This is a genomic window from Lactobacillus sp. CBA3606 (genome assembly GCF_002970935.1).
In the GTDB taxonomy this organism is placed as follows: Bacteria; Bacillota; Bacilli; order Lactobacillales; family Lactobacillaceae; genus Lactiplantibacillus.
Genome location: NZ_CP027194.1, coordinates 1224515 through 1238534, shown reverse-complemented (window position 1 = coordinate 1238534; position 14020 = coordinate 1224515). Strand labels below are relative to the sequence as shown.

The following is a 14020-nucleotide window of genomic DNA, read 5'->3' as shown; positions in this document are numbered from 1 at the left end:
TGACCTTCATGTCGGCTAAGCGAAAGCCATTCTTAACAAATATTGATTATAAAATGGCTGGCTTATGAGTAATAGTATAGGGAAAACCTGGCTAATCAGCAATTATTATGGGATGAATTCACCAGCTAAGCATAAAATAAATGATTTAGTTTGATTATTAGACTTATTTAATAAGTTTAATAAGGTGTTAGTTAGATCGACTTTTGAAGCTGAACAACTAACCAGCATGTTTTTTGCTAGTTGCTATGGGGCTTGTGACAGTTGATTTAAAGCGATATTAAATGAATTATGACACGAATGGTATCGGTTACGGCATTGCTAAACTAATCATATTTTCAGTATGAAATTAATTATAAACTAACTTAGTTGCTTAAGAAGTTTTCCTAACAACATCGGCCCTGATTAAATCAGATTGGTGGTGAAAGTTGTCGTCGCGGCGTTGTATCTACCACAAGACCATGGTAAACCTAAGGGGTGAAAGTAAGTGATTAGGGGATTGAGTTTTAGATTAAAGTAGGGCAACAGACGATGAATTAGGTTTTGAGAAAGGGGCGAGTTTGCGAATGCGAATCAAACAATTAGAACGCTTTCAAAAAGTGCAAACTCATTATCGAATGTATAAAACTGGAAAGCAGTGGTGCACAGTCATCATTGTTTTAGCTGGCGGGGCTTTTTTAAGTACGACTAGTTTAATGCAACCTGTCAGTGCTAAGGCGGCGACCACAACGACGGCTACCGTTGCGCCAACTAGTTTGACAACCAGTGCCAAGGTTGAGGTGCAGGCGCCAACAACGAGTGCCGCTAGTCAACCAGCGTCAACAGCGACATCGACTGTCGCCAGTGATGCCACTAGTTCGTCAACGAGTACTAGCGGTGCCACAACGAGTGCTGGTTCAGCCGCTAAGACGACAGCTACCACAACAACTAGTGCGACAAGTGCAACCAGTCTGACCACGAGTGCCACTTCAGCAGCCAGTCCGACCACTTCAGCGACAACGAGTAGTCTGACGACCCATGCGACGGCTACTTTGGCTAGCAGTACCGCCGCAACGAGTAGCTTGACGACGACTGCAACTATGGCACCAGTTAGTGCACCGACGTCCACGGCGACCAGTAGTTTAACGACTAGTGCCACAACCACGATGACTAATAGTACCGCCGCAACCAGCAATGCCACTAGCGCTGATGCGACAGCTACCAGTAGTGCGACGACTGCGGTGCCTGATGCGACCGTAGTCACGTTCAACGATCCTGGAATTGAACAAGCTGTTCAGACTGGATTAGGAGTTACCGGACCAATTACGGTAGGCGATATCCGTAATTTTAAAGGGACGACATTAGCAATCGGGACCGATAATGATACGTTAATAGTGACTGGCTCATTAGCTGGCATGCAGTATCTACGCTATTTGCCAAGTACGGCACTGATTAGACTCGTGACGCAATATAATACACCTAATATTGATTTAACACCGCTAATTGATGATCATTTTAGCGAAGTAACAATCATGGTGCATGATATGGCAGCTGTTAACTTAGCACCGCTAGAACAAATTGATCCTAGTGCTATTAATGAGGTGCAATTAATTGGATCGACTGTAGCGGCCACTCATGATTATCAGAATAATCCAGATGGGATGACGAATGCCCAATTGGCCCAGATCGCACCGTGGTTAACTAAAATTGATGAAAATTCAACTTATAAATCATTCAATCTTAATGATAATTCATTATCAGATTTTTCATCACTAGGCAAATTCACTAAGATGGCCTATGTCGTTGCGATTGGGCAACGGTTGAATGTGCCCATTCAGGTTAACTTTGTGATTGGGCAACCGGGACGTTTCCAGGCAACACCAATCACTGGTTTTCAAGGTGAAGCATTAGCTGATCGATATGAAAATACTTGGAATAATGGCGCAACCCCAGTGACTGAAACACCATTAACTAATTTAGGAAATGGTCTTTTCGAGATTCCAACGGCTTATCCCGCCGTTCCTAATGCTAATTGGTTTGCATATGGGTTTCGTGGGATTGCCAACACACTCGGAAATCGTGCCGATTATATTAACATTAACTATCCAAATAATATTACGTTCCGCTACGATAGTATGATTTATCAAGCGGCATACTGGCAAAAGGCGCCCCAAGTTGCGATTCAATATGTCGACGTTGATACGGATAAGCTGATTCAACCAACCACCGTGATTCCTGGCAAAACAATTGGTGAAGCTTATAATTTTACTGCGAATACGGTGGTGCCACATTATACATTGGTGCCGGATGACACCAGTTCGCCAACCGGAAGTTATACCCAGAATCCTCAGCTGTTAACGTTTAGTTATCGGTTAACACCGGTGGTTGCCGGGGGCTTAACGGTTAGCTATGTGAATGCGGCAGGGTTACCCATTGCGCCAGCGACGACGATTCATGGCAATGTTGGCGATGCGTATACCAGTGCGCCACTAAAGCTTACGAATTATACGGCTGCAACGTTAGCGGCTAATAGTGCACCAGCTAGTGGGACGTTAGCATTGCCAGCAGGGACGATCACCTATCAATATCAAGGAATCCCCGTGCAACGTACGGTTCAATATGTTGACACGACCACTGGTCAAGTCTTAAAGACAACCACGTTGACCGGGCCTTACCAAAGTCAAGCAAGTTACCGACCAACGACAAGCATTCAGGCTTATACGGCAGCTGGTTATCGGTTAGTGGCTAGTGATTATCCGACGAATGGTGATATTTATGCGCAACCAACGGCGACGGGGAATTACTTAATTGCTTTAGCGCATCAGGTGAAAACATTCCAAGCGGGCGATCAATTACCGGCTAATCTGACGTTGCAGCGTTCAATCACTGAAACCGTTAAATACCAGTATCCCGATGGCCGGTTAGCAGCACCAACTGTTACGCAAGTAGTGACATTTACACGGCAGGCGCAAGTTGATCAAGTTACCGGCGCCGTGACATATAGCGATTGGGTAGCTCAAATGGCGCCAGTTGTATTTTCAGCGCAAGTGTCACCGGCAGTCAGTCATTATCAAGCTGAATTACCACAAGTTGCTGCCGTTCCAATTGATAGCACTAGTCCAAATGTTGCATTGACGGTCACTTATCAACCAGCTACTCAACCGGTACCAACCACTACTGGTCAAGTGACGGTTGGCTATCAAGTAGCGGGGACGACCCAAACATTACGGCCAAGTCAAACGTTGACCGGACCGACGACTACGATGTATCAGGCTGCAGCACCTAAATTTAAAGGGTATCAGTTGGTTGCTGGCATGGCGCCAATCATAACCGGTCAGTATACGAGCCAACCGCAACAACGGGTCTTCAGTTATGTTCCCGTTAAGGTAGCGGCAACGGGAACGCCAACTGCAACGGTTGAACCTAAAGTGGCGATTGCAACGGCGGCACCACTGGTGAAATTAACGCCAGTGGTGACCGCAAAGTCCAAATTACCGCAAACGAGTGATGCCCATCAACCGGCGTTGCAGTGGTTGGGGTTGAGTTTGCTAGCGTTAACTGGATTCCTAGGACGTTTCGGGATTGTTAAGCGTCGTCGGCGTCACTAAATACGCCGATGGCATAAAAATAGTCACTAGATACGCGCTATCTAGCGACCATTTTTATTGTTGTTAAACTCCCTTGACCAGCCCTAATTCTTTGGTCCCCGATCATACCCACAATCAGGTTGATTGTGTGGTACAAAAGCTAACCCCCATTAGCTTTTATAATAATAATTATAGCCGGTTAAACTAAATAGTCAATATTTATTCGAACATATAAGCCAAAATAATATGAATTAATCAGAATGATTTGTTGTGGCACTTCAATCAGGTGTGAAATAGCCCGGTTTGACGCAAAAAAAGCTAAGTTGCTCAAATGGCAACTTAGCTTGAAACCGTTGGTAAAGTTTAATTACGAATGAGTTGTGTGAACACAAATTCGTTTGGAATGAAGTGAGATTCTGTATATTCAAATTGACGGCCAGCATCATTAAAACCAATGCTAATCATATTGCCGACACAATTATTGGTTCCTAAAGCAAGTTGGTCAAAATCAATAGCCAGGGCCGTATCGACGCGCAACATGCGTTTAACGACAGCAATTTTGATTTTTAGCTCATTTTGTAAGTAGTCATAGATGGAAGCTTGCGCAATCTCAGCGGTAATCCCGGGGGTTAATTGCGCATTGAAATAGTTCAAGTCAATGACGGCAGCGGTCCCGTTGAATTGGCGAACCCGTTGAATGGCATAGACGGGAATGCCAACTTCAAAAGCGGTCTGCCGGCTTAAAGTTTGATCAACGATGATTTGTTTGAAGCTCACTAATTTGGTTTGGTAGTCTAAGTGACGGTCAGCGTTGATGGCCTGAATGCCGGTTAATTTTCCCAAACTAAGATTGAACTGTTGTGTTTGTGAGGTATGTTCTAATAAGACGACGCCGCGTCCTTTGACGCTATAAACCAAGCCTTCATCAGCAAGTTTTTTGATGGCTTTGCGGACGGCGTAGCGACTACTATCGAATTCAGTGATTAAGTCGTCTTCGATGGGGAGTCGCATTTTAATGCTATAGGTTCCTTGTAAAATGCGGTCTTTCAATGTTTGATAGATTGTTTCAAAAGTATTTTTAGTCAAGATGTCACCTTCATGAAGTTAATTATTAGTTTCATTATAACAAAAAATAAGCTTTTTTAAATAAATATCCGAACAAATTTAAATATTTATTCGAACAAAAATTGACAGCCAGTTAGAATTGTCATTATAATGTAAGCGTAATCAAGACTAGGAGGGAAAAGGATGCAAGTCGAACAACATACTTTAATGAGTGATGGTCAGCCATTTCAAGTGACGGCAACTTGGTTAGACCAAATTACTGATTTTGACACACCGGTAGCTTATCCGGTGATGATTATTTGTCCCGGTGGTGGTTTTACGTTTCATTCGGGACGTGAGGAGGCACCAATTGCCACCCGGTTTATGGCAGAAGGCATGCATACGGTGGTTTTAGAGTATCAATTAGCCACGGCGACGACGGCCGTTTATCCGCGAGCCCTACAGCAAGTCGCCCAGACGATTGCCTGGGTCACTAGTCAGGCCCAAGCACACCACGTTGATCCTGAGCGAATTATTTTAACGGGATTTTCAGCGGGCGGTCAGGTAGTAGCGGCATTCAATGGGGTGGCAACAACGCCAACCTTACGAGCGCGCTATCAGTTAGATCAATATACGGGGCACCATGCGGCGGTTATTCTAGGGTATCCGGTAATTGATTTGACGGCTGGTTTTCCAGCCACGGCGGCGGAGCGCCAAAAAATAACGCCAGATCAAACCTTATGGGCCGCACAAAAGTTAGTTACGGCCGCCACGAAGCCGGCCTTTGTTTGGCAAACGGCCACGGATGCGTTAGTCCCAGCACTAAATTCAATTCAGTATGTTCAAGCGTTGTTACAAGCGGGCGTTGCAACTGAATACCATCTTTTTGGCAGTGGTATTCATGGTCTGGCTTTAGCGAACCACGTGACGAAAAAACCGCACAAAGCGAAATATTTAGACGACCAAGCGGCCCATTGGGTACCATTGGCAGTACGATGGCTACAGCGACAAGGGTTTTTGGCAGACGAAATTTAAATGAAGCAACTGGCGTTTGGGCTGTCTCCAAACGCTTTTTTGCGGCAAAAAGGGGGGGCGATTGGCGGTGACTAACGCGCCACCTTTTGCTTAGTTAAACCCAGTTTGACTTAGAATTGGCTGACACCGGTGGCTATTCTGCGGTATAATTTCAAGTATTAAAACGTTACAAAGGGGCGGTAAACATGGCAACAAATCAGCATTTAGTGGTAATCTCGTTAGATGCGTTGGGCTTTCGCGACCTCCGCGAGCATCAAGCAGAATTACCAGTTCTAAATCAATTAATGACGGGTGGCGCTTGGGTTAAAGCTGTGACGGGGATTTATCCAACGTTGACCTATCCATCACATACAACAATCATTACGGGTCAATATCCAAGCACACATGGGATTGTGAACAATACCAAGTTACAACCACAACGGCGGTCACCAGACTGGTATTGGTATCAAAAAGATGTAAAAGTCCCGACTTTGTATGATTTAGCGCGACAAAAGAAAATGACCACGGCCGCTTTTTTATGGCCAGTGACGGCTGGTAGTAAAATTACATACAATTTAGCGGAAATTTTTCCAAATCGCATCTGGACTAACCAAGTTTTAGTCTCCTTAAAGGCGAGTTCACCATTATTTTTATTACAAATGAACCATCGTTATGGTCATTTGCGGCATGGCATTAAACAGCCCCAACTAGATGAGTTTATTACGGCATGTGCAGTGGATACGATCACACATAAGCAGCCCAAGCTGACGTTAATTCATTTAGTCGATATGGACAGTATGCGGCATCGCTATGGGGTCCGTTCTAAGGAAGCCATGGCGGCCTTACGGCGGTTAGACGCCCATGTTGGTCAATTAATTCAAGCCACTAAAGCTGCGGGCACGTTTGCGGATACGAACTTTGCGATTTTAGGAGATCATTATCAGATTAATGTTGATCAGATGATTCATCTGAATACGTTATTTGCACAACAGGGGTGGTTAACCCCGCGGCCTGACCAGACCTTTGAAGATGATTGGTCCGTCATGGCGAAGACCGCTGATGGGGCGACTTATATTTATACGCGCGATTTTGATGATTTAGCGCGGTTAAAAGCCCTGATTAGTCAAGTTACTGGCGTGGAAACGATTATTGATGGCAAACAGGCTGCACAAAGAGGGGCTGACCCTACGTGTACCTTCATGGTAGAAGCTGAAGCCGGGTATTACTTTACGGATGAGAGCCGGCGACCAGCAGTAGTTGAACCGGTCCATCCAGCGACGTTAGGTCAACCAGATCGTTATCATGGTGTTCATGGGTATGACCCAACGAAGCCTGATTATCAGACAACCTTGGTGTTGAACGGTCCGGCAGTCAAGGCTGGGGTGACGATTGAACAAGCGAACTTAGTTGATGAGGCGCCGACGTTTGCCCGATTATTAGGGTTACATTTTAACGAGTCGCTCCCTGGTAAATGTTTAGATGGCATTTTTAAGGAGGGCTTGGATGAAGTTTAATAAGCAGCAGTGGAGTTGGATCTTTTATGATTGGGCCAACTCTGGCTATGGGATTATTGTGACGACGGCGGTGTTGCCGGTTTATTTTAAAGCGGTCGCGCAAAGTAGTGGCGTCACCCCAGCTAATGCAACTGCCTATTGGGGTTATGCGAATAGTCTGGGGACGTTGTTAGTCTCTATTCTAGCGCCCGTGCTCGGCGCCTTGGCAGACTATCCGAAAGCTAAAAAACGGTTACTTAATATTTTTTCAATGGTGGGAATGCTCATGACCTTAGGGTTGAGTGTGATGCCGACCGGAGCTTGGCAATGGTTATTGGGGATTTATATCCTGTCGATTATTGGGTATTCTGGGGGTAATTTATTCTACGATAGTTTCCTAACCGATGTGGCACCGGATAATCAGATGGATCGGTTATCCGCTTATGGCTATGGGTTTGGCTATCTGGGCGGCGTCTTGGCCTTTATCCTATTCTTGGTCTTACAATTGACCAATGGGTTTGGACAGCTATCAAGTTATGGCGTGGCTCGTTGGAGTTTTGCGTTAGCGGCCGCTTGGTGGATTATCTTCTATATCCCATTATTAAAAAATGTCCATCAAGTCTATGCCTTAAAAGCGAATGCGCATCCAGTGGCAGCCAGCTTTAAGCGCGTCTGGTCAACTTTGAAACACATTAAAAAATATCGGGCAGCCGCCTGGTTTTTAGTGGCGTATTTCTTCTATATTGATGGGGTAGATACGATCTTTACGATGGCGACGTCCATTGGGATGGATATGGGGATTACCACGACTACTTTAATGCTGGTTTTACTAGTTGTTCAATTAGTTGCGTTTCCATTTTCGATTTTGTATGGGTGGTTAGCCCGTAAAACGTCGACGCGGACCGGAATTCTTATTGGAATTATCATTTATTTTGGGATTTGTCTTTATGCGTTACGGCTTTCAACTGCGACTGATTTCTGGATTTTGGCTGTCTTAGTGGGCACTAGCCAAGGCGGTATTCAGGCCTTGAGTCGGTCGTACTTTGGACGCTTAATTCCGAAACAGTCGGGGAGTGAATTCTTTGGCTTTTATAATATCCTAGGGAAATTCTCCGCAGTCATGGGCCCGGTCTTGGTAGGAATCGTGACCCAGATGACTGGAAAATCAACGATTGGTGCGGCCTCATTAAGCATTTTATTCTTAATTGGGTTAGTCATTTTCATGGCTTTACCGTATCTAAGTCAACAACCAACGCCAAAAAGTTAGTTCACTGTCATAATTAAATGACGAAAAAAAACATCGCAGGAATTCACAAAATTCTTGCGGTGTTTTTTTCGTCCAAGTGGTTGTTTTATCGCAACGTTATAGTTTCATTTCAGTATGATGCTGGGTGAGCCGTAAGCCACCATAATAACTTAATCCGATCACGAGCCAAATAGCACCGATGATTTTAGCGAGCAGATTAAGATTGAGCATGACGAATAAAATAATCGTAAACCCGATGACCGGCACGAGCAGATGGTGCCAGTAATCATGGGAGTGTCCTTTAATCAGAAAGTGGTTAATGACGGCCACGTGAATCACCAAAAAGGCGGTCAAAGCGCCACAATTAACGATTTCTGACAATACCGAACTATTATTCATGAAGCTAAGTCCGACAATCAAGGAAATACCGGCTACAAGTAAGGTACTGACATAGGGCGTCTTATATTTGGGATGGATTTTGGCTAAGACGGCGGGGAGATTATGATCCCGTGACATCCCGAATAAAATTCGTGAAATGGCTGCTTGAGCTGCTAAGGCGTTCGCAAAGCCCCACGATAGAATCGTCGCAATTGTTGTGAGGTTGGTGAGAAAGGGACCGCCCACTTTCCCCGCAACCACGTAAAAAGCGGTATTGAGGTTGCTGAAAGTGTGCCAGTTTGGCACGATTAATGCCGCTAGATAGGTTTGGCCGATGAATAAGACGCCGACTAACATGAGTGACCACATGATGCCACGCCCCACGGCCCGATTACCACCGGTCGTTTCTTCAGCTAAGGTGCTAATGCCATCAAAGCCTAAAAAACTAAGAACAGCCACTGAAGTTGCGGTCATGACAAAGTTCAAGTTGAATTGACGGGCATCATAGAACGGCTTGAGGGTGAAGCCGTTACCCACCCCATGCAATAGGCCGTAAATGCCTAAGCCAACAAAAAAGGCTAGGACGATTAACTCACCCACCAAAAAGATGCGATTGGCGATGGCTGTAAATTCAATCCCACGGACATTAATCAGGGTATTGATCGCAATAAAGACGAGTAGCCAAATCCAAGTTGGCACTGCGGGTAACAGTGATTTTAGTGAATTGGCTGCGATAATGTAAAGTAATGCTGGCACAAAAATATAGTCTAAAATAATCATCCACCCGGAGAGAAATCCCACGAGTTGGTTGAGCCCTAATTTTGCATAGGTGTAGACGGAACCGGCAACTGGGAAGGCTTGCGATAATTGCCCATAACTTAATGCGGTGAAAAACATCGCAACCATCCCGATGGCATAGGTTAGGGCAATCATGCCCCGCGAAGCCGCGATGACCGAACCGTAAATCCCCATGGGTGCAATGGGGACCATGAAGATTAAGCCATAAATGACCAAATCTTTGACGGATAAAGTGCGGTCGAGCTCTTGCTGATAGCCAAAGTCGCTTAAATTAGCGGCGTGATTACTAGGAACGTGATTAACAGCCATCGACTAGACCTCCTTATTTGGGTGAAACTGACCTTGACGTAAATCTAGAAAATAATTTTTTAGATTTGTAAAAAAGACGGTTGGATTATCAACCATATGATTATGACCACTAGCTGGCGTGACAACCAGGCGGGCATTGGGCATCGCTTGCTGCATGCGTTTAGCCGTGCTTAAGGGCATGGTTTCATGATCAGCAAATGATAGGAGTGTCGGTAATTTGATGGTCTTTAGTTGCGCCGAAAAATCCCAAGTGCCCAAATCTCCCACTACGACGAATTCATTGTCTCCCTGAAAATGGTGATAGACGGGCTTAGCCTGAATATCGAGCTGGTGTGAGAGTTGCGCTGGTGTGCGGCGGTTCACATAACCGTGGTAGAGTTGGGCAATCAAGTGGCGGTAATGTGGATTCTGCCATTGTCCGCGGTGCTCAATATCAAGCATGAAAGCATTCTCTGCTGGTGAGAATTCGGCCGCACGAATGGCTTGAATGTGGGTCAAATAATCTGGAATATTATCAATCATGCTAATGATGATGAGGCCTTGTAGCTGTGCCTGATGTTGGGCGGCATAAGTCATCGCCAGCATGCCTCCCCAAGAGTGTCCAGCTAGGAAAAAGCGGTTGTAGCCTAATAGTTGGCGGACTTCCTCGACTTCTTTTAAGTAATAGGTCTCGGTGAGATAGGTTGCGCGAATCGTAGGGTCGTCCCAGTCAGGAGTGTCCGAATACCAAGAACCTAGCTGGTCATACATGGTCACTTCAATATCTAGGGCAGCTAGTTCTGGACCGAAACGTTCAAAAACTTCGTGAGTATCACCAGGACCACCATGGAGACACAGCAGTTTAGTTTTGCCACCTAGGTTAGTTGTATGTGACCAAAGGTGATAGCCATTTTTTAATGTTAAAATTCGAGTTACATTTTTCATCTCCGCAGCCTCCGTGTCAAATTGTTTATTAGATTTAAAAATACATCATATTTTAATCTAATTCAAATTAAATATTAATCTCAGCTACGAAAAAGGTAAAAGAATATGTCTAGTTAACTAAAGTACCAAACTAAGTTACCTGTTAGTTTAGTTAGAAAAGAATGCCAATAAAAAAATGGCGACAAGAATTTTGCGAATTCTTGTCGCCATTTTTTGATACACGCTTTTAAGCTTGAAAACGAGCTAAATGTTCTTTCAAATAGGTACCAGTGATACTATGCGGATTTTCACTAATTGCTTGCGGGGTCCCCGTTGCGACAATCTGACCGCCATTAATCCCGCCAGCTGGGCCCATATCAATGACATAATCTGCGTTAGCGATGACGTCTAGATCATGTTCAATTGCAATGACAGTGGCACCTTGGTGAATGAGCTGGTCAAAAACTTGCACAAGTTGCTGAATATCTAACGGATGCAGGCCGACTGACGGTTCATCGAAGACAAATAGAGTGCCGTTTTGGCGTTTACCAATCTTAGCAGTCAACTTTAAACGTTGGGCCTCACCACCAGATAGTGCTGGCGTACTTTCGCCTAATTGTAAGTAGCCCAAACCCATGGCATGTAAAATTTGCAAGGTATTTTCAATACTCGTTTCACCTTTAAAGAAAGGGAGCGCCTCATCAACGGATAAAGCGAGGATTGCCGCAATATTTTTACCGTGCCAGTCAACCGTTAAGGTCGCTTGATTATAGCGGCGACCATGGCATTGTGGGCAGACTTCCGTAATATCTGGGAGGTATTGAACATCTAACGAAATTTGACCGGTACCGCCACAAGTGGGGCAAGCGCCTGCTGCCACATTGTAAGAGAAGCGGCTAGCAGTCCAACCTTGGGCTTTCGCGGCGGGAGTAGCTGCAAACAAGCGCCGAAGCTGATCTAAAATCGTGGTATAAGTGGCGACTGTTGAGCGGACATTTTTACCAACGGGGACGGAATCTACTGTGACCACATGATGTAGCTGACCACTTTCAAATTGGGTGACATGTTTTGGTAAGGGCTGGTGGTGGGCGGTTGCCTGAATGGCCGGAATCAGACTATCTAAAATTAGCGTCGTCTTGCCAGCACCACTCATGCCCGTAATAGTGGTAAGGCGATTCTTAGGTAGTTGAGCAGTCACATCTTGGATGTTGAAACGGTGCGTCACCTCAATCGATAATTGTCCTTGATGCCAGAGTTCTTGGTCGGTTAAGACTGGGCGAGTTCTTAGCGTTGCCCGCCCGGTTAAGAAGGGCGCAATCATCGAAGTCGGTTGACGCTTAATCTCATCAACCGAGCCGTGATCAATGACGGTGCCACCATGTTTACCGGCACCTGGACCAATTTCAATCACATCGTCGGCAGCTGCGATAATACTAGTATCGTGATCCACGACAACGACGGAATTGCCTTGTTGGACCAAAGTTCGAAAGGCTTTGATTAGCCCGTGGACGTTGGCTGGATGTAGACCGACTGAGGGTTCATCTAACACATAAAGCACACCGGTCGTTGCGCTACGCAAGGTACGACCTAATTGAATTCGCTGGAGTTCTCCAGTGGACAGGGTGGCGCCTGGGCGGTCTAAAGTGAGATAGTCTAAGCCTAAGTCAGTCATCGGTTGTAAACTCAGTAAGAGTTCATCAATTAAGGACTGGCCCAGTTGATGCATGTTGGCCGGCAACCAAGCGACAATGGTAGTCGCAAAGTGATTTAAGTCAGCGATGGTCATGGCACTAACCGACGCAATGGTCTGGCCGTTTAGGTGTTGTGTCATTAATTTAGGATCAAAGCGAGTCCCGTGACAGGCTGGACAGGTCGCAAAAGTGTAGAAACGATTTAAGCGCGTAATCGTGCGCTCGTTTTTACTGGTTGCTAAGCTGTCTTCCACGGCGGCAAAAGCATTTTCGTAAACGGCATTATCCATATGAAAAATTTTACCTTTGGCACTGGGAATATTGATGGCGACAGTTTGTTTTGGTCCGTGTAAAACTTTATCTTGGTCAGCTGGGCTGAGGTCTTGATAAGGAACATCGATGGGGATACCAAGCGCATTGGCTACAATCGGCATGAAGTTACGGCCTGGTAAATGCCAAGCTGCCACGGCGCCGTCACGAATTGTTTGAGTTGGATCGGCAATCAATAAGTCAGCATCGATCTGGCGGACTTCACCTAAGCCGCCACAAGTAGGACAAGCCCCATTAGAATTGAAAGCAAAGTCCTCTGCACCCCAAGCCGTAAAGTGAGCTTGGCAGACGGGACAGACGAGATGGCCCATATTTTCAGCAATTTGTAAGGTTGGTTTTAAGCGGTGACCATTCGGACAGACCGGCGACCCCAAGCGAGAAAAGACTAACCGTAAAATATTTAGGCTTTCAGACATCGTCCCGACTGTCGAACGGACGCCGGGGACTTGGGGCCGTTGACGGAGTGCTAGGGCTGAAGGCAAGTATTGTACTGAATCTACGGCAGCTTTGCCGACTTGATTAATGCGGCGCCGAGTAAAGGTTGAGAGGGCATTTAGGTAGCGCCGGGCGCCTTCGGCATACAAAACACCCATGGCTAATGAAGATTTACCGGAACCACTGCGGCCGGTGATGGCAACGAAGGCATTTAAGGGGATATCGACGTCCAAATTTTTTAGGTTATTAACATGGGCGCCCCGAACTTTAATATGAGTTGGAATAGTTGTTTTTGACATGTAGTCGGAACTTCCTTTCGGCGACGTAATCGGTCACACTTCTCTATGCTACAACATTTGACAGTTGCTTGCCTATGGTAAGGCTTAGCCTAATCGAACCACGTAATATGGTATGCTTGAGGGATGAAAATCAGAAAGTTGGGATTAACTAATGGATATTGAAGCTTTAGCACAACGGAGTCACCGAATTCGCGCCGCCTATCATCAATTAGAACAGCAGCAGGACGGTCACCCGTGGACCTTAGAACAAGATGCGTTGGCCTTTTTGACGGATGCGGGCTTAGTTGGCCGGCAAGTGATGAATCAGACGAACAGCTGGCCAGAAACACCGGCTAGCGCTGATTTAGCCAGTAAATTGGCCGAAAGTATTTGGTGGCTAGTGGTGCTAGCTGACCGTTCTGGGATTGATATTGATCAGGCCTTAACGCAATTTTTAACCGACCGTGAGCAACACTTATCATAAGGTTAGGGCAGTCCAAGGCAATGTGGTAAAATTGAGCTAAATTTGGGAAACGAG

9 protein-coding genes are annotated in these 14020 nt (G+C 45.7%); 5 read left to right on the top strand and 4 right to left on the bottom strand.

The annotated features are described in order from the left end of the window. Nucleotides 1–563 precede the first annotated feature (563 nt). Entirely contained in the window at nt 564–3584 is a 3021-nt protein-coding gene (locus tag C5Z26_RS06195) for a MucBP domain-containing protein (RefSeq protein WP_105449107.1), read from the top strand. Nucleotides 3585–3926: 342 nt separating this feature from the next. On the opposite strand, the gene C5Z26_RS06190 is transcribed toward C5Z26_RS06195, so the two are convergent. Next, nucleotides 3927–4649 carry a GntR family transcriptional regulator gene (locus tag C5Z26_RS06190; RefSeq protein WP_105449106.1) on the bottom strand — a complete coding sequence of 241 codons (723 nt, stop codon included), beginning with the start codon at nt 4647–4649 and terminating at the stop codon, nt 3927–3929. 162 nt (nt 4650–4811) lie between these two features. On the opposite strand from C5Z26_RS06190, the gene C5Z26_RS06185 reads away from it, so the two are divergent. The 3 genes from C5Z26_RS06185 to C5Z26_RS06175 all read left to right on the top strand — a co-directional run bounded on the left by C5Z26_RS06185 (nt 4812) and on the right by C5Z26_RS06175 (nt 8381). Then, the gene (locus tag C5Z26_RS06185; protein ID WP_105449105.1) at nt 4812–5642 is read left to right on the top strand and encodes an alpha/beta hydrolase; all 831 of its coding nucleotides are present in this window, start codon (nt 4812–4814) and stop codon (nt 5640–5642) included. 185 nt (nt 5643–5827) lie between these two features. Then, on the top strand, nt 5828–7135 hold the full coding sequence (locus tag C5Z26_RS06180) for an alkaline phosphatase family protein (protein WP_105449104.1): 1308 nt from the start codon (nt 5828–5830) through the stop codon (nt 7133–7135). Continuing rightward, nucleotides 7125–8381 carry an MFS transporter gene (locus C5Z26_RS06175; RefSeq protein WP_105449103.1) on the top strand — a complete coding sequence of 419 codons (1257 nt, stop codon included), beginning with the start codon at nt 7125–7127 and terminating at the stop codon, nt 8379–8381. Before C5Z26_RS06180 ends, C5Z26_RS06175 begins: the two co-directional genes overlap by 11 nt. Before the next feature lie 96 nt (nt 8382–8477). Here the strand turns inward: C5Z26_RS06175 and C5Z26_RS06170 are convergent, their stop codons facing one another. The 3 genes from C5Z26_RS06170 to C5Z26_RS06160 all read right to left on the bottom strand — a co-directional run bounded on the left by C5Z26_RS06170 (nt 8478) and on the right by C5Z26_RS06160 (nt 13503). After that, on the bottom strand, nt 8478–9845 hold the full coding sequence (locus C5Z26_RS06170; protein ID WP_105449102.1) for an APC family permease: 1368 nt from the start codon (nt 9843–9845) through the stop codon (nt 8478–8480). Nucleotides 9846–9848: 3 nt separating this feature from the next. Then, nucleotides 9849–10769 (bottom strand): proline iminopeptidase-family hydrolase, encoded by a 921-nt coding sequence (locus tag C5Z26_RS06165; RefSeq protein ID WP_105449101.1) that lies wholly within the window; start codon nt 10767–10769, stop codon nt 9849–9851. A 226-nt stretch (nt 10770–10995) separates the two neighbouring features. Then, complete coding sequence (locus C5Z26_RS06160; protein ID WP_105449100.1) at nt 10996–13503, bottom strand: excinuclease ABC subunit UvrA; 2508 nt, start codon at nt 13501–13503, stop codon at nt 10996–10998. A 151-nt stretch (nt 13504–13654) separates the two neighbouring features. Here C5Z26_RS06160 and C5Z26_RS06155 point away from each other — a divergent pair, with 151 nt between their 5' ends. Next, nucleotides 13655–13966 (top strand): nucleoside triphosphate pyrophosphohydrolase family protein, encoded by a 312-nt coding sequence (locus tag C5Z26_RS06155; protein WP_105449099.1) that lies wholly within the window; start codon nt 13655–13657, stop codon nt 13964–13966. The last annotated feature ends 54 nt before the right edge of the window (nt 13967–14020 follow it).

Excerpts from the sequence above, each read along its gene's own strand:
- C5Z26_RS06195 (WP_105449107.1), top strand. The coding sequence starts at position 564 with ATGCGAATCAAACAATTAGAACGCTTTCAAAAAGTGCAAACTCATTAT.
- C5Z26_RS06185 (WP_105449105.1), top strand. The coding sequence starts at position 4,812 with ATGCAAGTCGAACAACATACTTTAATGAGTGATGGTCAGCCATTTCAA.
- C5Z26_RS06180 (WP_105449104.1), top strand. The coding sequence starts at position 5,828 with ATGGCAACAAATCAGCATTTAGTGGTAATCTCGTTAGATGCGTTGGGC.
- C5Z26_RS06175 (WP_105449103.1), top strand. The coding sequence starts at position 7,125 with ATGAAGTTTAATAAGCAGCAGTGGAGTTGGATCTTTTATGATTGGGCC.
- C5Z26_RS06170 (WP_105449102.1), bottom strand. The coding sequence starts at position 9,845 with ATGGCTGTTAATCACGTTCCTAGTAATCACGCCGCTAATTTAAGCGAC.
- C5Z26_RS06165 (WP_105449101.1), bottom strand. The coding sequence starts at position 10,769 with ATGAAAAATGTAACTCGAATTTTAACATTAAAAAATGGCTATCACCTT.
- C5Z26_RS06160 (WP_105449100.1), bottom strand. The coding sequence starts at position 13,503 with ATGTCAAAAACAACTATTCCAACTCATATTAAAGTTCGGGGCGCCCAT.
- C5Z26_RS06155 (WP_105449099.1), top strand. The coding sequence starts at position 13,655 with ATGGATATTGAAGCTTTAGCACAACGGAGTCACCGAATTCGCGCCGCC.